Genomic DNA, 24,160 nt, shown 5'->3' with positions numbered 1-24,160 from the left:
CTCCGCCGCCGACCATGGTCGAGTGCCCACCGGCACCCACCGACGAGCGGAACGAGGACGGACCATGGTGCGCATCGGCTACATCCTGATGACCGAGCAGAGCGGCCCCAAGCAGTTGGTCGGCTACGCCGTCGACGCCGAGAGGCTGGGCTTCGAGTTCGCGGTCTCGAGCGATCACTACTCGCCGTGGCTGACGGAGCAGGGGCACGCCTCCTACGCCTGGACGATGCTCGGCGCCGTCGCGCAGGCCACGTCGACGATCGACCTGATGACCTACGTCACCGCGCCGACCGTCCGCTACCACCCGGCGGTCGTCGCGCAGAAGGCGGCGACGCTCGCGATCCTCTCGGACGGCCGCTTCACGCTGGGGCTCGGTTCGGGGGAGAACCTCAACGAGCACGTCGTGGGCGAGGGCTGGCCGGTCGTATCGGTCCGCCAGGACATGCTCGAGGAGGCGGTGCACATCATCCGCGCGCTGCACACCGGCGAGCTCGTCACCTGGGAGGGCGCCTACTTCCGCGTCGACTCCGCCCGCATCTGGGACCTCCCCGACGCGCCCGTCGAGATCGGACTCGCCGTCTCGGGCGAGAAGTCGATCGAGCGCTTCGCCCCGCTCGGCGACCACCTCGTCACCACCGAGCCCGACGCCGACCTGATCGCGCAGTGGACTGCGGTGCGCGGGGCCGACGCCGCTCCGTCGCGCACGATCGGCCAGATCCCGATCTGCTGGGCTCCCGACAAGGAGCAGGCGGTCGCACTCGCGCACGAGCAGTTCCGCTGGTTCGCCGGCGGCTGGTCGGTCAACGCCGACCTGCCGACCCCCGCCGGGTTCGCGGGAGCGAGCCGGTTCGTCCGGCCCGAGGACGTCGCCGAGCAGATCGCGTGCGGCCCCGATCTCGACGAACTCGCCGAGAGCTTCGTGCCCTACCTCGAGGCCGGATTCACCGACATCGCCCTGGTCCAGGTGGGCGACGCCCTGCAGCAGCGCTTCCTCGACGAGGTCGCGGAGGACCTGCTGACGCGAGTCCGAGCGCTCGCGCCCTGACGTCAGAAGCCGCGGAGCCTCTCGATGTCGCGACGATCACGCTTCGTCGGCCGGCCGGCGCCGCGGTCGCGCGCGATCACGGCGGGAGCGGCCTCGCGCGGCGGGGGCGGGGGAGTGCGGTCCTCGAAGCACTCCGCGGCGACCGGTGCGCCGACCCGCTTCACGACCAGACCGCGGACCACGAGCTCGCGATCGAACCCGCCGATGCGCGCGCGCACCTCGTCGCCGACGCGGACCGTCTGCGCGGCCTTGGCCCGCTCGCCGTTCACCCGGATGTGGCCCGCACGGGCCGCGGCGGTGGCGGCGGACCGGGTCTTGTAGATCCGGATCGCCCACAGCCAGGCGTCCACCCGCGCCGCGCCTGTCACCGGGATCTGCATCCCGACAGTCTACGAAGCACTCTCGGGGCGGGACACGCCCCGGGTGCCCACACCACGCGGTCCTACACTGGCCGCCGACAAGGAGGTTCCACCATGAACGAGGTCTCAGCATGAGCGACGTAGGCATGACAGCGGACGGCGACCCCGGGATCCCCACCCGCGGCGCCCCCGAGCACAGCGGCTCGCCGTCCGAGCTCCGGCCCACCGCCTTCGATCGCGCGGGGACGGAGTACTCCCTGGTGCCCTCCGCTCACGAGGAGTGGACGATCCGTCACCCCGACGGTCGCTCCGTCGGCGTGCTGGCGATCATCTCCCACTCCGGCGAGGAGTCGGAGGCGGTCTTCGTGACCCGCAGGATCGGCTCCGACGACGCGGTCGCCGAGGGAACCGACTGGCGGGGCCTGGTCACGGCCGTCATCAACGACGAGGCCGCCGACCAGCGCGAGGGCGTCCAGCTCGATCCCACGGTCCAGGAGGTGCGCGGCGGCCTGATCAGCCGTGGCCCGGCCGACGTCGACGGACTCTCCTGACCGAGGTCCTCCAAGCGGGATGCCCGCCCGCAGGGCGGTGCGTCCCGCTGGTCGCCGTCAGCGGCCGAGCAGCGCCGCGTTGATCCGCGCCGAGAGCGCGGAGTCGACGGCGCGCGGGCGGCCGTCGACCTCGCGGATCGGCGCCGCGTTGCGCGCGCTCGAGACGAGCCACGCCGACTCCGCGGTCTCCAGATCCCCGGCGCGGACGGGCCGGTAGGCGCTGCCGAGGCCGAGCCCTCCGGCCAGCGCGAACAGGTCGGCCTGGGTGGTTCCCGGCAGGAGCCCGAGGGTCGGCGGCGGAGTCACGAGCGCGCCCCCGAGCAGCAGCACCAGGTTCGAGGTCGGCCCCTCCAGGAGGAAGCCGTCGGTCGAGACGAAGAGGGCGTCGTCCGCTCCCCGTCGCACCGCCTCCCTCGACGCCGCCCTGTTGACGGCGTACGAGAGGGTCTTCGCGCCGGCCAGGAGCCAGGGCGAGGTCTCCTGCACGTCCGAGCGCAGCCCGCGGTCCAGCAGCACGATCCGCACGCCGTCCCGCCGGGCGGCCGTGAAGTCGGGGCTGGTCTGCACGAACACCAGGCCCGTGGGCCGGTCGTCCCCCTCGACACCGCGGGTCAGGACGGTCTTCACCATCGCCTCCGGAACGCGCGGGTGCTCGGCCACCGCGAGCCCGATCGCGTCGAGCCACGCCGCGCGGTCCGGTCGGGGCAGCTCGAGCATCGCGGCCGACCGCTCGAAGCGGTCCAGGTGCGCGTCGAGCGCCTGCAGGCGGCCGTCGACGAGGTTGATGGTCTCGAAGACGCCGTCGCCGCGCGTGAAGCCGAGGTCGGTGGCGTCGATCCCGCCGGTGCCGCTCGGATCGAGGGTCGACCCGGAGGCGGCGTCGTCTCCGCCGGCGTCGAGGGAGGGGCGGGCGAGTCGGACGAGGGTGTCAGCGGGCATGGTCGGTGCGGTCCTTCCGGAGGGCGAGTCGGGGGAGCAGGGCAGCGGTCAGTGCGGCGCCCACCAGCGATCCGAGTCCGTTCGAGATCAGGTCGCGGACGTCGGCGACGCGCGAGGGCAGGAGGAGCAGCTGCGCCGTCTCGATCAGCACCGACACGCCGAGGCCGATCACGGCAGCGAGCAGCCGGCGCCGCGCGGGCAGCTGCGCGGCGAGCAGCGCTCCGAGCGGCACGAACATCAGCACGTTCGCCGTGAACTCGGCCACGTCGTAGTCGAACCACGCGGTGAGCGGAGTCGAGCCCAGGAACGCGATGATCGCGCGGACGATCGCGGAGGGCTCACCCGGCGGGTACGGGGCCGGCGTGAGCGTGATCAGCGCGATCACGACGAGGTAGGCGAGCGTCGCGAGGGGGAGGACTCTCGAGCGGCGCATCGTCCGATTCTGCCATCGGAGCCGACGATCGACGGTCCGGCCGACCCGGCCCGGTGTGGGAGGCTGGAGGGCATGACGGGCGACGACACCGGCGGTGACGCCGTGTTCCCGCGCCCGCACTTCGACCCCGCTCTGGGCGACGGCTGGGTCGAGATCGGCGACGGGCGCCGGTTCTGGGGCCGCTTCGGAGCCGCGGGACTCCTGCTCCGCGACCCCGACGGCCGTGTCCTCCTGCAGCACCGCGTGAGCTGGAGCCACTTCGGCGACACCTGGGGGCTGCCCGGCGGTGCCCGGCACCCCGGCGAGTCGGCGTTCGAGGCGGCCCTCCGCGAGTCGGCGGAGGAGGCGGGCGTCCCCACCGCGCTGATCCTGCCGCTGGTCGCGAGCGTCGTCACCATCGCCCCGTGGAGCTACACGACCGTCCTCGCGGAGGCGCTCGAGCACTTCGAACCGCGGATCACGGACGCCGAGAGCCAGGAGCTGCGCTGGGTCGCCCCGGACGACGTCGACGCGCTCCCGCTGCACCCCGGCTTCGCCGCCGCGTGGGCCGGTCTCCGCCGGCTCGACGACGACCTGCCCGTCCTCGTCGTCGATGCGGCGAACGTCGTCGGCTCCCGGCCCGACGGCTGGTGGCGCGATCGCGCGGGAGCCGCCCGGCGCCTCCTCGAGTCGCTCGGCCGTCTCGCGGCGACGGGTGTGCCGGGCGCCACCCTGGGCGTGGCCGTCGACACCGTCTGGCCGCGCATCGTCGTCGTCCTCGAGGGGCAGGCGCGCGGAGCGGATGCGGTGACGGCGATCGCGTCGGCTCCGAGGGGCCGCCTCGCGGTCGAGTCGGCGAGCGGGTCGGGCGACGACGCGATCGTCGACCTCGTCGCGGCGCTGGACGCTCCCGCCCGCGTCGTCACCGCCGACCGCGGACTGATCATCCGGATCGAGGCGCTCGGCGCCTCGGCTCTCGGCCCCCGCACGCTGCTCGAGCTCCTCGACGGGGAGCGGATCCGCGGGGAATAGCTCGCGCTCCGGCCCGGTTGCACCCCTCATGGCCACGACCGCGATGACTCTCGACTCCCACGACCAGACCGTCTCCGACGGCATCGTCCTCATCGACTTCTGGGCCGCCTGGTGCGGCCCGTGTCGTCAGTTCGCCCCCGTCTTCGAGGCGTCGAGCGAGAAGAACTCCGACATCACCTTCGCGAAGGTCGACACGGAGGACCAGCAGCAGCTCGCCGCGAGCTACGGCATCTCGTCGATTCCGACCCTCGTCGTCTACCGCGACGGCATCCCCCTGATGGCGCAGCCCGGCGCTCTGCCCGCGCCGGCGCTCGACAACCTCATCGAGCAGGTCCGCGGCCTCGACATGGACGACGTCCGCCGCCAGTACGAGGAGGCGAAGGCCGCCCAGGAGGCCGGCGCCCCGCAGACCTTCGACGACGGCGCCCAGATCTGACCCAGGAGCCCGATACGACGGAACCCCCGGCAGCCGCACAGGCCACCGGGGGTTCCGTCGTTCCGGGGGCGCCGATCACCCCGTGTTCTGCAGTCCCGCCGCCACGCCGTTGACGGCCAGCAGCAGCAGCCGCTGGTTCTGCTCGGTCCCCGAGCCGCCCGGGTCGGTGCGGAGGGCCCGCAGGGCCCGCAGCTGCAGCAGCGACAGCGCGTTGACGTAGGGGGTGCGCAGCCGTACGGCGCGGCCGAGCACGCGGTGCCCGGTCAGGAGGCTCTCCTCGCCCGTGATCGAGAGGACCCAGCGGCGGGTCAGCTCCATCTCGTCCAGCACCAGCTCGGCAAGGTCCTGTCGCGAGTCGAGCGCGAGGTAGCGCCGGGCGATCCCCTCGTCGGTCTTCGCCAGCGACATCTCGACGTTGTCGATCATGGTCGTGAACAGCGGCCAGGAGGCGTAGGCGGCCTGGAGCAGCTCGAGGTCGCCGACGGCGTCGAGCGCGGTGCCGAGACCGAACCAGCCCGTCAGATTGACGCGCGCCTGCGTCCACGCGAAGACCCACGGGATCGCGCGCAGGTCCTCGAGCGACTCCACCGAGAGCCCGCGACGCGCCGGGCGCGAGCCCAGAGCGAGCAGGCCCACCTCCTCCTGCGGCGTCACCCTGGCGAACCAGGGCGCGAAGCCGTCGGCCTTGACGAGCTCGAAGAAGCGGCGGCGCGACTCCCGGTCCATCGTCTCGGCGACGTCGCGGTAGCGGTCGGCGGCCGAGGCGTTCCGCTCGCCGACCGAGGGCGAGGAGGCGAGGAGGGTCGCGCCGGCGACCTGCTCGATGTGCCGCGTCGCGATGTCCGGGTTGCCGTAGCGGGCGAAGATGACCTCGCCCTGCTCGGTGAGCTTGAAGCGGCCGTCGACCGATCCCGGCGGCTGCGCGAGGACCGCCCGGTTGGCCGGCCCGCCGCCGCGACCGAGGGCGCCGCCGCGGCCGTGGAAGAGGGTCAGCACGATGCCCTCGTCGGCCGCCCACTTCGCGATCCGCGCCTGCGCGTCGTAGAGCGCGAGGGTGGCCGACACCGGGCCGACGTCCTTCGACGAGTCGGAGTAGCCGAGCATCACCTCGAGCCGGTTCCCGGTCGCCTCCAGGCGCGCGCGCACCTGGGGGAGCCTGATCATCTCGGTGAGGATGTCGACCGAGGCGTCGAGGTCGGCGAAGGTCTCGAACAGCGGGATCGCGTCGATGATCGGCGGGTGCCCGTCGGTGGCCGCGTCGGCGAGCTCGAACACGGTCCGCAGGTCGTCTGCCGACTGCGTGAACGAGACGATGTAGCGCCGCGCCGCCTCGGTGCCGAAGCGCTCCTGGACGGTCGCGATCGCGCGGAACACCGAGAGCACCTCGGCGCTGCGCTCGTCGAGCTCGCCGCCGGCCCTGACCGCGGCGATGGTCTCGCGGTGCACCTTCGAGTGCTGGCGCACCTCGATCTCGGCGAGGTGGAACCCGAAGGTCTCGACCTGCCAGACGAGGTTCTGCAGGTCGCCGTAGGCCGAGCGGACGTCGCCCGCGGCGACGAGCGACTCCTGCAGCGTGCGCAGATCGGCGAGCAGCTCGGCGGCCGATCCGTAGGCGAGGGCGCCTCCGGAGCGGGTCGCCGCGAGGCGGTCCGCCGTGAAGAGCAGCACGCGGCGGTGCGTCTCGCTGGGCGAGCGCTCCGCGATCACGGAGGCGAGCCCCGCGTCGCGCTCGCTGCACGCGGCCCAGAGCGCCTCGACGTCGGCCGAGGGGGGAGTGGTTGCCGCGTCGAGGGTCAGCGCGCGACCCACCCGGCGCGCGACGCGCTCGAGCCCGATCAGCACGTGCTCGGAGGCGATGTCGACGGCTTCGAGCGTGGTGGCGGCGGTGACGAACGGGTTGCCGTCGCGGTCGCCGCCGATCCAGGTGCCCAGGCGCACGAAGGCCGGCGCGATCGGCGTCCTCGTCCCGGAGGCGTCGCCCAGCAGTGCGTCGTCCAGGCGCCGGTAGACCCGCGGCAGCACCGAGAAGAGCGACTCGTCGAACACGCTCATCGCGGTCCGCACCTCGTCCAGCGGCGAGGGCTTCGACTCCCGCAGCGGTGCGGTGCGCCACAGGGTGTCGACCTCGGCGAGGAGCCGGCGCCGGTTCTCGACGAGGACGACGCCGCCCATCCGCGGGTCGTCGCGCTGCTCGAGGAGCGCACTGATGCGGCGGATGGTCGAGGCCACCGCGCGACGCCGCGCCTCCGTCGGGTGCGCGGTGAGCACCGGGCGGAACTCGAGCCGCGAGAGGCGCTCGAGGGCCTCCTCCTCGCCGAGCTCGTCGGTGAGCCTCGTCATCGACGCGGTGATCGAGTCCTCGGGCGACTGCGCGCCCGCGTCCGCCTCGCGGCGGCGGAGCACGCGCACGCGGTGGAACTCCTCGGCGACGTTCACGAGGTGGAAGTAGCAGGTGAAGGCGCGGGCCACCTCCTCGGCGCGATCGAGGGTCAGCGACGCGACGAACTCCTCCGCCGTCGCCATGTCGGCCGCCTGCTCGCTGTCGTAGGCGCTGATCGTGAGGGCCCGGAGCCGCTCGACGTCGTCGTAGAGGGACGGATCCCCCGATTCGCGGAGGACCTGGCCGAGGAGCTCGCCCAGGAGATGGACGTCGCCGCGGATGCGGTCGTCCATCGGCGGAGCGACGGTCCCGTCGGCGGAGGGGACGGGTGCTGCGGGCGCGTCTGACGCGTCGGAGAACGGAGGCACCCGACAGACTTTAGCGATGCTGTGTATCCGGCGGATGACGCGGCCGTCATGATCCGACCACCGCCGCGAGCCACCACCTCCGGCGGGCGACCTGGGATGATCGACGCGTGACCGTGACTCCCGCACCCCCCACGCCCGCAGTCCAGACCGAGCAGGCCGCGCCCCACGTCGTGGTGCTCTTCGGCGCGGTCGGCGATCTGTCCCGTCGGAAGCTCATCCCGGGCATGGCGCACCTCGCGCTCTCCTCGCTCGCCCCCGATCTCCAGATCGTCGGCACCTCGCTCGAGGAGCACGACGACGAGTCCTTCCGCGCGTTCGCGAAGCTCGCCTACGACGAGTTCGGCAGCCGCTCGCTGACCCCCGCGCAGTGGGACGAGTTCGCCTCGAAGCTGCGCTACGTGCCGCAGTCGGCGGGTCCGGCCGCCCTCGCCGCGGCGGTCACCGACGCCGAGAAGGTGCTCGGGCCCGACGTCAGCCGCCTGCACTACCTCAGCGTCCCGCCCAAGGCGGCACTCTCGGTGGTGCGGATGCTCGCCGAGGCCGGCCTGGTCGAGCGCTCCCGGATCATCATGGAGAAGCCGTTCGGCGTCGACCTGGCGAGCGCCGTGATCCTCAACGCCGAGCTGCACGAGACGTTCGACGAGGAGCAGATCTTCCGGATCGACCACTTCCTCGGCAAGGAGCCGGCCCAGAACATCCTGGCGTTCCGGTTCGCCAACGGCCTGTTCGAGCCCATCTGGAACCGCAACTTCATCGATCACGTCCAGATCGACATCCCCGAGAAGCTGACCCTCGACCGCCGCGCCGAGTTCTACGAGTCGACCGGCGCCTACAAGGACATGGTGGTCACGCACCTCTTCCAGGTCCTGGCGTTCATGGCGATGGAGCCGCCGACCGCGCTGGAGCCGCAGGCGATCAGCGAGGAGAAGAACAAGGTCTTCCGCTCGATGCGGCTGCTGAACCCCGAGAACGTGGTGCGCGGCCAGTACATCGGCTACCGCGAGGAGCCGGGAGTCGCGCCCGACTCCGAGACCGACACGTTCGTCGCCCTCAAGTGCGAGATCGACAACTGGCGCTGGGCCGGAGTGCCGTTCTACCTCCGCACCGGCAAGCGGATGGCCGAGGGGCAGCGCATCATCTCGATCGCGTTCCGCGAGCCCCCGAAGAGCATGTTCCCGCAGGGCTCGGGAGTCGGTGCCCACGGACCGGACCACCTCACCTTCGACCTGGCCGACGCCTCCAAGGTCTCGCTCTCCTTCTACGGCAAGCGGCCGGGCCCGGGGATGCGCCTCGACAAGCTGAGCATGCAGTTCGCCCTGCAGGAGACGGATCGCGCGGGCGACGCCCTCGAGGCCTATGAGCGCCTGATCCTCGACGCGATGCGCGGCGACCACACCCTCTTCACCACCGCCGAGGGCATCGAGCGCCTGTGGGAGGTGTCGGCGCCGCTCCTCCAGGACCCGCCGCCCGTGCGCCTCTACGCTCCCGGCTCGTGGGGACCGAACGCGATCCACCAGCTGATCGCACCGCACGCCTGGCGGCTGCCCTTCGAGCGCGTCTGGCGCGACAAGCGCTGAGGCCCCGCTCCCGAGGCGCCCCGCTCGCGTCGCGCGCCGGTCGCGCACCGCGGGGCGGCCGTAGGCTGACGGCATGGTGCGTGCGGCGGAGGATCGGATCTGGACGGTCCCGAACATCCTGAGCATGGTGCGGCTCGCGCTGGTCCCGGTGTTCCTGGTGCTGATCATCCGCGGCGAGGACGCACTCGCGCTGGTCACCCTCGTCGTCTCGAGCCTCACCGACTACCTCGACGGCTGGATCGCCCGCCGCTTCGACCAGATGACGCGCCTCGGCCGCGTGCTCGACCCGGCCGCCGACCGCCTCTACATCTTCGCCACCGTCATCGGACTCGCGTTCCGCGACCTCGTCCCCTGGTGGCTCGTGGCGGTGCTCGTGGCGCGCGACCTGCTTCTGGTCGTGCTCGCGGTGATCCTCGCGAACCACGGCTACGGACCGCTGCCGGTGCACCACCTGGGCAAGTTCGCGACGTTCTGCCTCTTCTACGCCCTGCCGCTGATCATGCTGGGTCAGGCGTTCCCGGCGCTCGCCCCGGCGTCGCTGCCGATCGCCTGGGCGTTCGCGCTCTGGGGAGCGTTCCTCTACTGGTGGGCCGGGATCGTCTACGCCGTGCAGACGCGCGATCTCGTCCGGGGGGCGCGCGGCGCGATTCCGGCGTCCGGGCACCCCTCCGATTCGGATACGCTGGACCGATAGGAGGTACGTCTTGGTCGAGCCCGTGCGTGGAGCATCATCCACCGAACCGCTGAAGTCCGAGTCCGTCGAGCCCTCGACAGACACGACGCTCACGTTCACCGACGACATCGGCGCGCAGCTGGCTGCGCTCGACAACCGCGCCTCCCGCGAAGAGGCCGAGGCGGTCGGAGCGCTCCCCTCGGGGTCCGCGCTTCTCGTCGTGCGCCGCGGCCCCAACACGGGCGCGCGCTTCCTCCTCGACATCGACTCGACGACCGTCGGCCGGCACCCCGACGCGGGAATCTTCCTCGACGACGTGACCGTCTCGCGGAGGCACGCCGAGTTCGTCCGCCGCGGCACGTCGTTCGAGGTCCGCGACCTCGGGTCGCTCAACGGCACCTACTTCGACGGGGTCCGGATCGAGTCCGCGCTCCTCACCGACGGCTCCGAGGTCCAGGTCGGCAAGTTCCGCCTCACCTTCTACGCGTCCCGCGCCGACCTCGTCGCCGCTCCGGACGCGTAGACCGTGGGCCGTACCACCGCGAGGGCGCTCCCGTCCGGCTCGGCCGCACTTCTGAGCATCGGGCAGGTCCTGTCCCGGCTCACCTCCGAGTTCCCCGACGTCACGCCGTCCAAGCTCCGATTCCTCGAGGAGCAGGGGCTCGTGTCTCCCGCTCGCACCGACTCCGGGTACCGCAAGTTCTCCGCGACCGACGTCGAGCGGCTCCGGATGATCCTGGCGCTCCAGCGCGACCACTACCTGCCGCTCAAGGTGATCCGCGGCTACCTCGACGACGTCGACGCCGGGCGCGAGCCCTCCCTGCCGGCCGGGGTGGGCGGAACGGCGACGTCGATGCTCGCCCCTGCGACCAGGCTCACCCGCGATCGCCTCGCGACAGAGTCGGGTGCCAGCGCTGCGCTCGTGGCCGAGGCGATCGCCGCCGGGCTCGTGCGCGGTGGCGAGTTCTTCGGCGACGAGGCCGTCACGACCCTGAAGGCGCTGGTCGAGCTCGGGCGCTCGGGTATCGAGCCGAGGCACCTCCGGCCGCTGCGTGTGGCGGTGGAGCGCGAGATGTCGCTCATCGAGAGCGTGGTCGCGTCGAGCGCGCGCCGCGGCGACGCCTCCGGTTCGGCCGGCGCCGCCGAGACGGCGATGGCGATGGCCGCGCAGCTCGGCACGATCCGCGGCGCGATGGTCCGCAGCGCTCTCACCCGCCTGTCCCGCTCGTGAGAGGGCCGACGCCCCTCGTCCGACCGGCGGCGGCGAGCGGACGACACGCCGCGGCCTCGGAGCGGATGTCGTTTACTCGGCACCCGCGGGTGAGTACCGTAGGGAGCGCGTTCGGAGGATCCGGCGAACGGAACCGAGAGGCAACGGAATGAGAGAAGTCAGCCGCGACACCAGCGGCCAGCGCGACCTCGTCCTGTTCACCGACGGACTCCCCGATCTCGACGCGAACGCCGGCTACCGCGGCGCCGTCGCCGCACGAGCGGCGGGCATCACCTACCGCCAGCTCGACTACTGGGCTCGCACCGAACTGGTCGCCCCCACCGTCCGCGGCGCCTCCGGCTCGGGGACGCAGCGGCTCTACGGCTTCCGCGACATCCTCGTGCTCAAGCTCGTCAAGCGCCTCCTCGACACCGGCATCTCGCTGCAGCAGATCCGCACCGCGGTCAACCAGCTGCGCGAATCGGGAGTCGACGACCTCGCGCAGACGACGCTCATGAGCGACGGGGCCAGCGTCTACCTCTGCACCTCCAACGACGAGGTCATCGACCTCCTCAGCCGGGGTCAGGGCGTCTTCGGCATCGCCGTCGGCAAGGTCCTGCGAGAGGTCGAGTCGAGCCTCGTCGACCTCGACCACCAGTCGGTCGACCCGATGGACGAGCTCGCCCAGCGCCGCGCCTCCCGCAAGGTCGGCTGACCGCACCCTCCGTCCGCACGCAGGATGAGGTGGATCTCGTTGAGTCCGCTGCGCGGGTCACTCGATCAGCGGGCTGCAGCGCCTGCCGCGAGCCTGCTGGTCGGATAGCCGCCGCAGGAGGCGTGCCGAGGCCCGTCTCGCGACGAGCGTCGGTCCCGTACCCGTTCCGCGGCGGCCGCACCCTCACGACGCCGCGAACGACGACGGCGCCGCGGCTCCCGCCGCGACGCCGCCCGATGCCGTGCGTGCTACTTGGCCGCCGTCACCTGCTCGCCGATGCGACCGGTGCGGATGACGCGGTCGAGCAGCAGATCGAAGTTGTGCGCCATCTCCTGGGCGCTCTCACCCGGCCAGACGTGCACGGGCTTCGCCGCCCCCTGCGCCTGCTGCAGCGAGGTGCGCTCGGGCAGCTGGGGGCTCAGCACGAGCGGGCCGAACATGTCGCGCAGCTCCTTGATCCGGAACTGGTGCTCGAGGGACTGCACTCGGGCGCGGTTGACGATGATGCCGAGAGGCTGGAGCCGGGGACTGAGGCCGCGGCGGATCTCCTCGATGGCGCGCAGCGCGCGGTCGGCGGCCGCCACCGAGAACAGGCCCGGCTCGGTCACGACGGCGACGCGGTCGCTCGCCGCCCACGCCGTGCGCGTGAGGGCGTTCAGCGACGGTGCGCAGTCGATCAGGACGAGGTCGTAGTCGGCCTCGACGCTCGCCAGCGCCTCCTCGAGCTTCCAGATGTCGCGGATGCTGGGGTGCGGTCCGTCGAAGTTGATCGCGGAGGGACTCCCGATCAGCACGTCGATGGTGCCGTGGTGCTCCTTCGTCCAGCCGGAGGGAGCGATCGCCGAGCGGACGATCTTCTCCTTCGGCGACGTCAGGACGTCGGCGATGTTCAGGTGACCGGCGACATTGATGTCCATGCCGGTCGAGACGTCCGACTGCGGATCGAGGTCGACGACCAGCGTTCGCAGACCCTTCGAGAACGCCGCGGAGGCGAGGCCGAGGGTCACCGTCGTCTTGCCGACGCCGCCCTTGAGGGAGCTCACGCTGAGTACATGCATGGCTGACTACTTTACGTTCACTAGGGTGGGAGAACCTAACCGTTCCCTGCGTGCCTGCCCGGCCCGGGATGCGGAAGCGGGGCTCGCACCGTCGCGACTCCGGCTCCCTCGTCGCCCGCGGAGGACCGACCCGAAGGACTGCCATGTTCTCGAAGATCCTTGTGGCCAACCGCGGCGAGATCGCGATCCGGGCGTTCCGCGCCGCGTACGAGCTGGGGGCGCGGACGGTCGCGGTCTACCCCTACGAGGACCGCAACTCGATGCACCGCCTGAAGGCGGACGAGGCCTACCAGATCGGCGAGCGGGGCCACCCGGTCCGCGCCTACCTCGACGTGTCCGAGATCATCAGGGTCGCGCGCGAGAGCGGCGCCGATGCGATCTACCCGGGCTACGGCTTCCTCTCCGAGAACCCCGAGCTGGCGCGCGCCGCCGCCGACGCCGGTATCGCCTTCATCGGCCCGCCCGCCCGGGTGCTCGAGATGGCGGGCAACAAGGTCACCGCGAAGGAGCACGCGGCGGCGGCGGGCGTCCCCGTCCTGCGCTCGACCCCCGCGTCGCGCGATCTCGACGAGCTGCTCGCCGGGGCCGAGGCGATCGGCTTCCCGATCTTCGCGAAGGCCGTCGCGGGTGGGGGCGGCCGCGGGATGCGCAGGGTCGACGTCCCGGAGGATCTTCGTCCGGCACTCGAGGCGGCCATGCGCGAGGCCGACAGCGCCTTCGGCGACCCGACCATGTTCCTCGAGCAGGCGGTCGTCCGCCCCCGGCACATCGAGGTCCAGATCCTGGCCGATGCGACCGGCGAGACCGTGCATCTCTTCGAGCGCGACTGCTCCGTGCAGCGGCGCCATCAGAAGGTCGTCGAGATCGCCCCGGCTCCCAACCTCGACGAGACGACGCGGCAGGCGATGTACCGCGACGCCATCGCCTTCGCCCGGTCGATCGGTTACGAGAACGCCGGCACGGTCGAGTTCCTGCTCGACACCGCGGGGGAGCGGGCGGGCGAGCACGTCTTCATCGAGATGAACCCCCGCATCCAGGTCGAGCACACGGTCACGGAGGAAGTCACCGACGTCGACCTCGTCGCCAGCCAGATGCGGATCGCCTTCGGCCAGACCCTGGCCGAGCTCGGCCTGACCCAGGACCGGCTGCGGCTGCACGGCGCGGCGCTGCAGTGCCGGATCACCACCGAGGACCCGTCGGCGGGGTTCCGGCCCGACACCGGCAAGATCACCACCTACCGCTCGCCGGGCGGCGGCGGGATCCGTCTCGACGGCGGCACGATCAACCCGGGCGCGCAGATCAGCCCCCACTTCGACTCCATGCTCGCGAAGCTCACCTGTCGCGGCCGCGACTTCACCGCCGCGGTGGGGCGGGCGAAGCGGGCACTCGCCGAGTTCCGGATCCGCGGCGTGTCCACGAACATCCCCTTCCTCCAGGCCGTGCTCGACGATCCCGCCTTCGCGGCGGGCGACCTGAGCACCTCCTTCATCGACGAGCGGCCGGGGCTGCTCGCGGGCCGCGAGTCGCGCGACCGCGGCACGAAGCTGCTGACGTGGCTCGCCGAGGTGACGGTCAACCAGCCGAACGGCGCACGTCCTCCCGGACTCCCGCCGCTCGAGAAGCTGCCCGCCTTCGACCCGGCGTCGCCGGCGCCGGCCGGTTCGCGCCAGCGGCTCCTCGAGCTCGGCCCCCGAGGCTTCGCATCGGCTCTCCGAGCGCAGACCGCGCTCGCCGTCACCGACACCACGTTCCGGGACGCCCACCAGTCGCTGCTCGCGACCCGGGTGCGCTCCCGCGACCTGATCGCGGTCGCTCCGGCCGTGGCGCGGCTGACTCCGGAGCTCCTCTCGGTCGAGGCCTGGGGAGGCGCTACCTACGACGTCGCGCTGCGCTTCCTCGGCGAGGATCCGTGGGACCGCCTCGCGGCCCTGCGCGAAGCCCTCCCGAACATCGCCGTCCAGATGCTGCTGCGCGGGCGCAACACCGTCGGCTACACGCCGTATCCGACCGGGGTGACCGATGCGTTCGTCCGCGAGGCGGCCTCGACGGGCGTCGATGTCTTCCGCATCTTCGACGCCCTGAACGACGTCTCGCAGATGCGACCCGCGATCGATGCGGTCCTCGAGACCGGCACGACCGTCGCCGAGGTCGCCGTCTGCTACACCGGCGATCTGCTCGATCCGGCGGAGGAGCTGTACACCCTCGACTACTACCTCCGCCTCGCCGAGCAGATCGTCGAGGCGGGGGCGCACGTGCTCGCGGTCAAGGACATGGCCGGACTCCTGCGTCCCTACGCCGCGTCGAAGCTCGTCTCCGCCCTCCGCGAGCGCTTCGACCTCCCCGTGCACGTGCACACCCACGACACCCCGGGTGGCCAGCTGGCCACGCTGCTGGCCGCGGCAGAGGCGGGTGCGGACGCGGTCGACGCGGCCTCGGCCCCCATGGCCGGCACCACCAGCCAGCCGTCCCTGTCGGCGCTCGTCGCCGCTCTGGCGCACACACCGCGCGACACCGGGCTCAGCCTGGCGGCCGTCTCCGACCTGGAGCCCTACTGGGAGGCCGTGCGGCGCCTGTACCGGCCCTTCGAATCGGGACTGCCCGGTCCGACGGGACGGGTCTACCGGCACGAGATCCCGGGCGGGCAGCTCTCGAACCTGCGTCAGCAGGCGATCGCCCTCGGTCTCGCCGACCGGTTCGAGGTGGTCGAGGACCTCTACGCGGCGGCCGACCGGATCCTCGGGCGGGTCCCGAAGGTGACTCCCTCCTCGAAGGTCGTCGGAGACCTGGCGCTGCACCTCGCCGCTGTGGACGCCGATCCTGCCGACTTCGCCGAGCACCCGCAGAACTACGACATCCCCGACTCGGTCGTCGGCTTCATGGCGGGCGAGCTGGGCGAGCTGCCGGGCGGATGGCCGGAGCCGTTCCGCTCGCGCGTGCTCGAGGGCAGGGACGTCCGCATCGGAGTCGCCGAGATCTCGGCGGAGGACGCGGGGGTCCTCGGCGGCGACGACTCCGCGGCACGCCGCGCGACCCTCAACAGGCTCCTCTTCCCCGGACCGGCCGAGCAGTTCCTCGGCGTCCGCGAGACCTACGGCGACGTCTCCGCCCTCGACACCGCCGACTACCTCTACGGTCTGCGTCAGGGCGAGGAGCACGTCGTCGAGATCGCCCGCGGTGTCCGCCTCTACGTCGGCCTCGAGGCGATCGGCGACGCCGACGACCGCGGCATGCGGACCGTGATGACCACCCTGAACGGGCAGCTGCGCCCCGTGTTCGTGCGCGACTCGACCATCGCCGTCGACACGGTGAGCGCCGAGAGGGCGGATCGCTCCGATCCCGGCCAGGTGGCGGTTCCCTTCGCGGGCGTCGTCACTCTGAAGGTCGCCGTCGGCGACCGGATCGCGGCGGGCGCGGCGGTCGCCACCATCGAGGCGATGAAGATGGAGGCCGCGATCACCTGCCCGGTCGCCGGAGTGGTCCGGCGCCTCGCCGTGCCCGTCACGCAGCAGGTCGACGCGGGGGATCTGCTCGTGGTGATCGACCCGTCCTAGCAGCACGCCCGGCGGGGCTCCAGCCCACGGGGACCGCCGGACGGCCGTCGATAGACTGACCATGAGCGGAAGGAGTCTCGTTCGCATGGATGAGCGCAACGACGAACAGCCCGACACCGACACCGGCCCCACCCCGAGGACCGCGCTCGACGCGGCCCGGGACTCGGTGCAGTACGAGCCGCGAGCGAGCGACACCGCGCCCACTCCGATCCCGGAGGGGATCCGCCTCGATCCGCCGGCACCGCGACGCTCGACCGCGCCCGCACCGCTCGACGAGGACTCCGTCGATGTCGGTCGCCTCGGGATCCCGTCGACCCGACCGGTCTCGATCGTCCCACCGGAGCCGACTCCCGCCGACGTCCCGGGGGCGATCCGCCCGGTCTCGGCCGGCTACAGCTCCCGCGACGACGTCTCGGTGCTGCCGGAGGACTCGGGGGAGCGGCCCCGGGGCCGCGGCGAGGGACGTCAGCCGGAGAGCGTCGAGACGGAACCGACACCCGGCGCGACGAGGCGGGACCGCCTCCGGGCAGAGTCCGGCGCCGTCACCGGCTCCTCGTCGCCCGAGTCGTCCTCGATGCTCACTCCCGACCGGCTGCTCGAGATCAACCGCAAGACCCGGCCCGCGCCCACCGGAGGCTGGAACCGCTTCGTCTACGGCCTCACCTTCCGCACCGTGAACCTCGGCGACTCCGCCAAGGTGCGGGCCTGGAAGGCCGTCGACGAGCGGATCGGACGGCAGTTCGAGGGCGGGACGCGCTTCGTGCCCGTGATGACCCGCAAGGGCGGCGTCGGCAAGACGACGGTGACGACCCTCCTCGGCATGGCCCTCGCCGACTCGCGCGAGGACCGCATCATCGCGGTCGACGCGAACCCCGACCGGGGAACGCTGGCCGAGCGCGTGCCGAAGCAGACCCGCTCCACCGTCCGCGACGTCGTCAACCGCGCCTCCGGCGTGGCCGGCTTCACCGAGTTCTCGACTATGGTCTCGCGCGACGAGACCCGCCTCGACGTCCTCGCCTCCGACACCGACCCCCAGCTCTCGGAGGCCTTCGACGAGGACGACTACAACGTCGTCGCCGACCTCGTCGAGCGCTTCTACTCGATCATGCTCACCGACTGCGGCACGGGCATCGTCCACTCGGTCATGCGCCCGACGCTGCAGCGCGCGGACACCGTCGTGATCGTCTCCGGAGGCAGCATCGACGAGGCCCGGCTCGCCTCCGAGACGCTGACCTGGCTGGACGCCAACGGCTACGGGTATCTCGTGAAGAACGCCGTCGTCGCGCTCAACACGGCGACCGAGGGCACCAGCCTGGTGAAGCTCGATGAGATCGAGTCCCACTTCCGCTCCCGGGTCCGCGACATCGTCCGGATCCCGTACGACCCGGTGCTCGCCGCCGGTTCGGTGGTGAGGTGGGAGCAGCTGCGCCCCGGGACGAAGGAGGCCGCGCGCCTGCTGGCCGCGCTCGTGGTCGAGGGCATGCCGGTCAGACGTGCCTGAGGTCCTCGACGCGACGGTCGGGCCGGAGACCGAGGAGCCGCGCGCCTTCGACCTCATCGTGATCGGGGCCGGCTCGGGTAACTCCATCATCGGGCCGGCGTTCGACGGGCTGCGGGTCGCCCTGCTCGACGACGGGGAGTGGTTCGGCGGGACCTGCCTGAACGCCGGCTGCATCCCCACCAAGATGTTCGTGCACGTGTCGGACGTGGTGACCGATGTCGATCAGGGAGACCGGATCGGCGTGCACTCCCGACCGCAGCGCCCGTCGTGGGCCGAGGTCCGCGACCGCGTGTTCGGCCGGACCGACTCGATCAGCGAGTCGGGGCACGACTACCGGGCGCACCGCTCGCCCAACGTGACGCTCTTCCGCGAGAGCTTCGGCTTCGAGGCACTCGGAGGAGAGGACCGGCCGCACGTGCTGGCCAGCGCGAGCGGCGCCCGGATCAGTGCGCCGCGTGTCGTCATCGCCGCGGGATCGAGGCCGCGGCCCCTCCTCGCCTCGTACGAGCCCGATCCCGACATCCACGACTCGTCCTCGATCATGCGCGTCGACGAGCTCCCCGCTCGCCTCGTCATCCTCGGGGGAGGCGCGGTGGCCGTCGAGTTCGCCCACATCTTCTCGGCGTTCGGCACGGCGGTGACGGTCGCCGTGCGCAGCGACCGCCTCCTCCGAGCGCTCGACGAGGACATCGCCCGGCGGTTCACGGCTATTGCGAGCGACCGGTGGGACGTCCGCACCGGAGTGTCGGCCGAGAGCATCGACCGCACCGCGAGCGGTCTCGTCGTCACCTTCGACGACGGCACGACGGTCGAGACCGACACGGTCCTCGTCGCACTCGGGCGCGACCCCAACAGCGACACCCTCGCCGCAGCCTCGGTCGGCATCGACCTGCACCCCGACGGACGAGTCGCGGTCGACACCGAGCAGCGAGTGCTCTCCGTCGGACGCCCGGTGCCCGGGCTCTTCGCGCTCGGCGACGTGTCGTCCGAGTGGCAGCTCAAGCACGTCGCCAACCACGAGGCCCGGATCGTCGCGCACAATCTCCTGCACCCGACCGAGCTGCTCTCGAACACGCTCTCGCCCGTGCCCTCGGCGATCTTCGCGCATCCGCAGCTCGCCTTCTTCGGCTTGACCGAGAAGGAGGCGGGGGAGGCGGGCATCGAGACGGTCTCGGTCACGCAGGAGTACGGCTCCACGGCCTACGGCTGGGCCCTCGAGGACGACTCCAGCGTGTGCACCCTGGTCGTCGGGCTCGACGGGGAGCTGCTGGGCGCCCACATCATGGGGCCGCAAGCGAGTATCCTCATTCAGCCGCTCGTCCAGGCCGCCAGCGCCGGAGTCGGCATCCGCGGACTCGCCCGCAGCCAGTACTGGCCGCATCCCGCAGCGAGCGAAGTCGTCGAGAACGCCCTCCTGTCAGCGGAGGAGGCCCTGAGGGAGCGCACCACATGACCGAACGCCAGATCCGAATCTTCGGGGACCCGGTGCTGAAGACGCCGTCCGATCGCATCGACGCCGTCGACGACGGAGTCCGCGGGCTGGTCGAGGACCTCCTGGACAGCGTCCGCCCCTCCGGTCGGGCGGGCGTCGCCGCACCGCAGATCGGCGTGAACCTGCGCGCCTTCAGCTACAACGTCGACGGGGTCATCGGCTACATCCTCAACCCCGAGATCGTCGAGCTCAGCGGCGAGCCCGAGCCCGTCGACGAGGGCTGCCTCTCGGTCCCGAACCTCTGGTACCCCGCCATCCGCTACCCGCACGCGAAGGTGCGCGGCACCGACCTCGACGGTGCCGAGGTGGTCCTCGAGGGCGACGGTCTGATGGCCCAGGCCCTCCAGCACGAGTGCGACCACCTCGACGGCCGCCTCTACCTCGACCGCCTCTCGAAGGAGGACCGCCGGGCCGCCATGAAGGACGTCCGGTCGCAGCCCTGGTTCTGAGTTCGTTGCTGAGCCGGTCCCTGCCCGGCTCAGCGCAGTCGGCTTCTCGAGGTGGTCGCGTTCCTGGGAGCGGGTTGCGTTCGCCGACGGGAAAGCGCTCGGACGCGCTTTCCCGGATACGGCTTGTGCGGTTCGTTTCTGCGCCGGTCCCTGCCCGGCTCAGCGCGGTCGGCTTCTCGAGGTGGTCGCGGTCGAGGGAGCGGGTTGCGTTCGCCGACGGGAAAGCGCTGGGACGCGCTTTCCCGGATGCGGCTTGGGAGGTTCGTTGCTGAGCCGGTCCCTGCCCGGCTCAGCGCGGTCGGCTTCTCGGGGTCGTCGCGATTTGGAGAGGGTGTTGCGTTCGCCGACGGGAAAGCGCTGGGACGCGCTTTCCCGGATGCGGCTTGGGCGGTTCGTTGCTGAGCCGGTCCCTGCCCGGCTCAGCGCGGTCGGCTTATCGGGGTGGTCGCGCTCCCGGGAACGTCGAGCGTTCCGGATACAGCTCCCGCTACCGCAGGCTGATGCCCTCGGTGGCCGGCGCCGCGGAGTAGACCGCACCGATGGTGTCCGCGAAGTCGGCGAGGATCACGTTCCGCTTGATGCTCATCTTGGGGGTGAGGTGCCCGCTCGCCTCGGTGAACTCGGTCGGGAGGATCACGAACTTGCGGATCGACTCGGCGCGCGAGACGTGGGCGTTGGCGGCGTCTACCGCGCGCTGCACCTCGGCCAGCACCGCCGGGTTCACCGCGGCGTCCTCGAGCGAGAGTCCCGAGTCCTGCCCGTTGTTGCCGAGCCAGGTCGGCAGCATCTCGGGATCGAGTGTGACCAGAGCCGCGATGAAGGGGCGCTGATCCCCGACGACGACGACCTGGCCGACGAGCGGATTGGCTCGGATCGGGTCCTCGAGAGCGGCGGGCGCGACGTTCTTGCCGCCCGCAGTGACGATGATCTCCTTCTTGCGGCCGGTGACGCGGAGGTAGCCGTCCTCGTCGAGCGTTCCGAGGTCGCCCGTGCGGAACCACTCGCCGTCGAAGGCCTCGGCCGTCGCCGCCTCGTTGTTCCAGTAGCCCCCGAACACGTCGATGCCGCGGACCTGGATCTCACCGTCGTCGGCGATGCGCACCGAGACTCCGGGCATCGCGGGGCCGACCGTGCCGATCTTGAATCGCTCGGTCCGGTTGACCGTCGCGGGCGCCGTCGTCTCGGTCAGGCCGTAGCCCTCGAGGATCTTGATGCCGAGGCTGTGGAAGAAGTGACCGAGCCGATCTCCGAGAGGCGCGGATCCGGAGACGGCGAAGCGGACGTTGCCCCCCATCGCCGTGCGGAGCTTCGAGTAGACGAGGCGGTCGAACAGGAGGAACTGCAGCTTGAGCGCGAGCGGGACGGAGCCCGCCTCCACGGCGATCGAGTGCGCCACCGCGACGTCCGCCGCCCTGCGGAAGATCTTGCCCTTGCCGCCCGCCTCCGCCTTCTGCTCGGCGGAGTTGTAGACCTTCTCGAAGACGCGGGGCACGGCGAGGAGGAAGGTCGGCTGGAACGATCCGAGGGAGGGCAGCAGCTGCTTCGTGTCGGCCTGGTGCCCGACCTTCACCCCGCCGTGGACGCAGAGGATCGCGATGAAGCGGGCGAACACGTGCGCAGTCGTGATGAAGAGGAGCGTCGACGCACCCGGCTGGTGGATGAGCTCGGTGAGGGCGACGGCCGAGTTGCGGCTGAGCTCGACGAAGTTGGAGTGCCGGATGATGCAGCCCTTGGGGCGGCCCGTCGATCCGGAGGTGTAGATGATCGTGGCGATGTCGGAGCCGGTGGCGAGGGACCGGCGGCGCTCGATCTCCGCGTCCGGCACGTCGACTCCGCGCGCGGCGAGCTTGTCGAGGTCGCCGAGCCCGATCTGCCAGGCCGAGCGGACGTCGGGCAGGTCGGCGCGCACCTCGTCGAAGCGTGCGAAGTGGTCGGCCGTCTCGACGATCACGGCGTGAGCGCCGGAGTCGGCCAGGTTCCACTGCACCTGGGCGGGGGAGGACGTCTCGTAGACCGGGACCAGCACGCCCCCTGCGAACCAGACGGCGAAGTCGATCAGCGTCCACTCGTAGCGGGTCTTGCAGATCAGGCCCACCTTCTCGCCGGGCTCGATGCCTGCGGCGACCAGGCCCTTGGCGAGCGCGGTGACCTGGTCGAGGAACTCGCGCGCGGTGACATCGCGCCAGCGTCCGCCCTCCGGCAGGGCGAAGAGGGGCCGATCGGGCGTCTCGCGCACGCGGTCCAGCAGGAGCGCCGTCGTGTTCGCTTGAGGGTCGGGCGCCACCACGAGGGGTGAATCGAACTGTTCCACGGCAACTCCTTCGGTACCTGAACGAACGTCGGATCCACTCTACCCGTGGGGCCGAAGCTGTAGATCCACTCAGGGTGTGAATCGGGACAGAGGGATGGATCCCCTGCGGTGCGGGACCGGAGGACGATCCACCATCGCTCCTGCCGGGCGGTGCGACGAGGCCGCTGGGGCCGCCGGTCACTACACTCGTTGTGGTCGCCGATCAGGGCGGATCGACGGCGCCCGGGCGCCGACGGCGAGGGAAGGGCGGTTCGCGTGCACGCGATCGGGATCGACATCGGCGGCACGAAGATCGCGGGAGCACTCGTCGACGAGTTCGGCGGCATCCTCCGCGAGGACCGGCAGCCGACCCCCGCCGGTCATCCCGAGCTGATCGTCGACGTCGTGGTGGACATGGTCGAGCGCCTCCGAGAGGGTCTGGCACCGGGCGAGGTCGCCGCGGTCGGAGTGGCCGCCGCCGGCTTCATCGACGCCTCGCAGTCGATCGTCTACTACGCCCCCAACATCAACTGGCGCAACGAGCCCTTTCGCGAGAAGCTCTCGGCTCGGATCGACCTGCCCATCATCATCGAGAACGACGCGAACGCCGCCGGCTGGGCGGAGTTCCGCTACGGCTCCGGCCGCCTCGTCAGCGACATGCTCATGCTGACGATCGGCACGGGCGTCGGCGGCGCCATCGTCATCAACGACCGCCTCCTGCGCGGCGGCTTCGGCGCGGCGGCCGAGATCGGGCACATGCGCGTCGTGCCGGGCGGCCTCCCCTGCGGGTGCGGTGCACGCGGCTGCATCGAGCAGTACGGCTCCGGTCGCGCTCTGCAGCGCTTCGCGGGCGAGCTGGCCGACGCGGGCGGGATCGGCCAGGGCATCGCCGACGCGCGCGCCCGGAACGGCGGCCAGCTCGACGGACGCATCATCTCGGAGCTCATCACGGGCGGCGACCTCGGCGCTCTCGCCGCGCTGCGTCAGCTCGGGCACTGGCTCGGCGAGGCCGCCGCGAGCCTGAGCGCCGTCCTCGACCCGCAGATGTTCGTGATCGGAGGCGGGGTCGCCCAGGCGGGCGAGCTGCTTCTCGAGCCGATCCGCCAGGCGTATCTCGACAATCTCCCCGCCCGGGGGTACCACCCCGAGCCGGAGTTCCGCATTGCGGAGCTGGTCAACGACGCCGGAGTCGTGGGGGCGGCCGACCTGGCCCGCCTGCACGCGAGCACTCTCTGATCGCGGCTCGGGAGCCGGTTCGAGATGATGTCCAGAGAGATTCGCTGAGGAGTCGACCGTTGTTCTACTGGTTCATGAAGCACATCGTCGCAGGACCACTCCTGAAGACGATCTTCCGCCCCTGGGTCGTCGGCGCCGACCGCGTGCCCGCCACCGGAGGCGTCATCCTGGCGAGCAACCACCTCTCGTTCATCGACTCCGTCTTCCTGCCGCTCGTGATCGAGCGCAACATGGTCTTCCTCGCCAAGAGCGACTACTTCACCGGCCGGGGCCTCAAGGGCTGGGCGACGAAGCTCTTCTTCACAGCGACCGGCATGCTGCCGATCGACCGCTCGGGCGGCAAGGCCTCGGAGGCGTCCCTCAACACGGGCCTGCGGGTCCTCGCCCGAGGCGAGGCGCTCGGCATCTATCCCGAGGGGACGCGCAGTCCCGACGGGCGGATGTACCGCGGCCGGACGGGCGTCGCCCGGATGGTCCTCGAGGCACGGGTGCCGGTCATCCCCGTGGCGATGATCGACACCGCGCGCATCATGCCGATCGGCAGCAGGCTCCCGAAGCTCGGGCGGATCGGCATCGTCTTCGGTGAGCCGCTCGACTTCAGCCGCTTCGAGGGCATGGAGGGCGACCGCTTCATCCTTCGCTCGATCACCGACGAGATCATGTACGAGCTCCTCGCCCTCAGCGGCCAGGAGTACCTCGACGTCTATGCGACGTCGGTCAAGGAGAAGCGCGCCGCGCTCACTCGCTGAGCGCCCGCCGAGCGCCTTCCCGCGCGACCCGGGGAGGGCCCTCCCGAGGCGATAAGCTCGTCAACCGCTGCCGTCCGTCCGGGTGGCACCGCTCCCGCGCCCCGCGCGCCCGTCAGAACCAGGAACCCTCGTGGTCA

At 71.6% G+C, this 24,160-nt stretch carries 21 protein-coding genes; 15 read left to right on the top strand and 6 right to left on the bottom strand.

Annotation, left to right across the window (positions count from 1 at the left end):
- Positions 1-64 precede the first annotated feature (64 nt).
- Positions 65-1,045: a TIGR03557 family F420-dependent LLM class oxidoreductase gene (locus B9Y99_RS08780; protein ID WP_085476088.1), complete on the top strand. Its 981-nt coding sequence runs from the start codon at positions 65-67 to the stop codon at positions 1,043-1,045.
- A gap of 2 nt (positions 1,046-1,047) precedes the next feature.
- Here B9Y99_RS08780 and B9Y99_RS08775 read toward each other — a convergent pair whose 3' ends face one another.
- Positions 1,048-1,425, bottom strand: a complete 378-nt coding sequence (locus B9Y99_RS08775; RefSeq protein WP_085476087.1) for an RNA-binding S4 domain-containing protein — start codon at positions 1,423-1,425, stop codon at positions 1,048-1,050.
- Between the two features lie 110 nt (positions 1,426-1,535).
- Between B9Y99_RS08775 and B9Y99_RS08770 the strand changes: the two genes are divergently transcribed.
- Entirely contained in the window at positions 1,536-1,955 is a 420-nt protein-coding gene (locus tag B9Y99_RS08770; RefSeq protein WP_129587940.1) for a hypothetical protein, read from the top strand.
- 57 nt (positions 1,956-2,012) lie between these two features.
- Here B9Y99_RS08770 and B9Y99_RS08765 read toward each other — a convergent pair whose 3' ends face one another.
- Together B9Y99_RS08765 and B9Y99_RS08760 are read right to left on the bottom strand one after the other, a co-directional pair.
- On the bottom strand, positions 2,013-2,894 hold the full coding sequence (locus tag B9Y99_RS08765; protein ID WP_085476085.1) for an aminotransferase class IV: 882 nt from the start codon (positions 2,892-2,894) through the stop codon (positions 2,013-2,015).
- Positions 2,884-3,327 carry a VanZ family protein gene (locus B9Y99_RS08760; protein WP_085476084.1) on the bottom strand — a complete coding sequence of 148 codons (444 nt, stop codon included), beginning with the start codon at positions 3,325-3,327 and terminating at the stop codon, positions 2,884-2,886. The genes B9Y99_RS08765 and B9Y99_RS08760 overlap by 11 nt, the downstream gene beginning before the upstream one ends.
- Positions 3,328-3,399: 72 nt before the next feature.
- Between B9Y99_RS08760 and B9Y99_RS08755 the strand changes: the two genes are divergently transcribed.
- On the top strand, positions 3,400-4,338 hold the full coding sequence (locus B9Y99_RS08755; protein WP_085476083.1) for an NUDIX hydrolase: 939 nt from the start codon (positions 3,400-3,402) through the stop codon (positions 4,336-4,338).
- 28 nt (positions 4,339-4,366) lie between these two features.
- A complete protein-coding gene (gene trxA, locus B9Y99_RS08750; protein WP_085476082.1) occupies positions 4,367-4,774 on the top strand; it encodes a thioredoxin in 408 nt (135 codons plus the stop codon).
- 75 nt (positions 4,775-4,849) lie between these two features.
- On the opposite strand, the gene B9Y99_RS08745 is transcribed toward trxA, so the two are convergent.
- Positions 4,850-7,447 (bottom strand): phosphoenolpyruvate carboxylase, encoded by a 2,598-nt coding sequence (locus tag B9Y99_RS08745; RefSeq protein ID WP_085476325.1) that lies wholly within the window; start codon positions 7,445-7,447, stop codon positions 4,850-4,852.
- A gap of 188 nt (positions 7,448-7,635) precedes the next feature.
- Between B9Y99_RS08745 and zwf the strand changes: the two genes are divergently transcribed.
- The 5 genes from zwf to B9Y99_RS08720 all read left to right on the top strand — a co-directional run bounded on the left by zwf (position 7,636) and on the right by B9Y99_RS08720 (position 11,697).
- Complete coding sequence (gene zwf / locus B9Y99_RS08740) at positions 7,636-9,099, top strand: glucose-6-phosphate dehydrogenase (protein WP_085476324.1); 1,464 nt, start codon at positions 7,636-7,638, stop codon at positions 9,097-9,099.
- A gap of 73 nt (positions 9,100-9,172) precedes the next feature.
- Positions 9,173-9,793 carry a CDP-alcohol phosphatidyltransferase family protein gene (locus tag B9Y99_RS08735; RefSeq protein ID WP_085476081.1) on the top strand — a complete coding sequence of 207 codons (621 nt, stop codon included), beginning with the start codon at positions 9,173-9,175 and terminating at the stop codon, positions 9,791-9,793.
- Positions 9,794-9,842: 49 nt separating this feature from the next.
- Entirely contained in the window at positions 9,843-10,295 is a 453-nt protein-coding gene (locus tag B9Y99_RS08730; RefSeq protein ID WP_244274850.1) for an FHA domain-containing protein, read from the top strand.
- A gap of 3 nt (positions 10,296-10,298) precedes the next feature.
- The gene (gene ftsR / locus B9Y99_RS08725; RefSeq protein ID WP_085476080.1) at positions 10,299-11,003 is read left to right on the top strand and encodes a transcriptional regulator FtsR; all 705 of its coding nucleotides are present in this window, start codon (positions 10,299-10,301) and stop codon (positions 11,001-11,003) included.
- 148 nt (positions 11,004-11,151) lie between these two features.
- Complete coding sequence (locus tag B9Y99_RS08720; protein WP_085476079.1) at positions 11,152-11,697, top strand: MerR family transcriptional regulator; 546 nt, start codon at positions 11,152-11,154, stop codon at positions 11,695-11,697.
- Positions 11,698-11,945: 248 nt separating this feature from the next.
- Here the strand turns inward: B9Y99_RS08720 and B9Y99_RS08715 are convergent, their stop codons facing one another.
- The gene (locus B9Y99_RS08715; protein ID WP_056043158.1) at positions 11,946-12,755 is read right to left on the bottom strand and encodes a ParA family protein; all 810 of its coding nucleotides are present in this window, start codon (positions 12,753-12,755) and stop codon (positions 11,946-11,948) included.
- Between the two features lie 143 nt (positions 12,756-12,898).
- Here B9Y99_RS08715 and B9Y99_RS08710 point away from each other — a divergent pair, with 143 nt between their 5' ends.
- The 4 genes from B9Y99_RS08710 to def all read left to right on the top strand — a co-directional run bounded on the left by B9Y99_RS08710 (position 12,899) and on the right by def (position 19,748).
- Positions 12,899-16,306 carry a pyruvate carboxylase gene (locus B9Y99_RS08710; RefSeq protein WP_085476078.1) on the top strand — a complete coding sequence of 1,136 codons (3,408 nt, stop codon included), beginning with the start codon at positions 12,899-12,901 and terminating at the stop codon, positions 16,304-16,306.
- An 85-nt stretch (positions 16,307-16,391) separates the two neighbouring features.
- Complete coding sequence (locus B9Y99_RS08705) at positions 16,392-17,807, top strand: MinD/ParA family ATP-binding protein (RefSeq protein ID WP_085476077.1); 1,416 nt, start codon at positions 16,392-16,394, stop codon at positions 17,805-17,807.
- Positions 17,800-19,260 carry a mycothione reductase gene (locus tag B9Y99_RS08700; RefSeq protein ID WP_085476076.1) on the top strand — a complete coding sequence of 487 codons (1,461 nt, stop codon included), beginning with the start codon at positions 17,800-17,802 and terminating at the stop codon, positions 19,258-19,260. The genes B9Y99_RS08705 and B9Y99_RS08700 overlap by 8 nt, the downstream gene beginning before the upstream one ends.
- Complete coding sequence (def, locus tag B9Y99_RS08695; RefSeq protein ID WP_085476075.1) at positions 19,257-19,748, top strand: peptide deformylase; 492 nt, start codon at positions 19,257-19,259, stop codon at positions 19,746-19,748. Before B9Y99_RS08700 ends, def begins: the two co-directional genes overlap by 4 nt.
- A gap of 487 nt (positions 19,749-20,235) precedes the next feature.
- On the opposite strand, the gene B9Y99_RS08690 is transcribed toward def, so the two are convergent.
- Positions 20,236-22,059: an AMP-dependent synthetase/ligase gene (locus tag B9Y99_RS08690; RefSeq protein ID WP_085476074.1), complete on the bottom strand. Its 1,824-nt coding sequence runs from the start codon at positions 22,057-22,059 to the stop codon at positions 20,236-20,238.
- A 255-nt stretch (positions 22,060-22,314) separates the two neighbouring features.
- Between B9Y99_RS08690 and B9Y99_RS08685 the strand changes: the two genes are divergently transcribed.
- Complete coding sequence (locus B9Y99_RS08685; RefSeq protein WP_085476073.1) at positions 22,315-23,274, top strand: ROK family glucokinase; 960 nt, start codon at positions 22,315-22,317, stop codon at positions 23,272-23,274.
- 59 nt (positions 23,275-23,333) lie between these two features.
- Positions 23,334-24,023, top strand: coding sequence for a lysophospholipid acyltransferase family protein (locus B9Y99_RS08680; protein ID WP_085476072.1), 690 nt, complete (start codon positions 23,334-23,336; stop codon positions 24,021-24,023).
- Positions 24,024-24,160: the final 137 nt, after the last annotated feature.

The organism is Rathayibacter oskolensis, assembly GCF_900177245.1.
Taxonomy (GTDB): domain Bacteria; phylum Actinomycetota; class Actinomycetes; order Actinomycetales; family Microbacteriaceae; genus Rathayibacter; species Rathayibacter oskolensis.
This window is presented reverse-complemented; position numbering and strand designations above follow the sequence as displayed.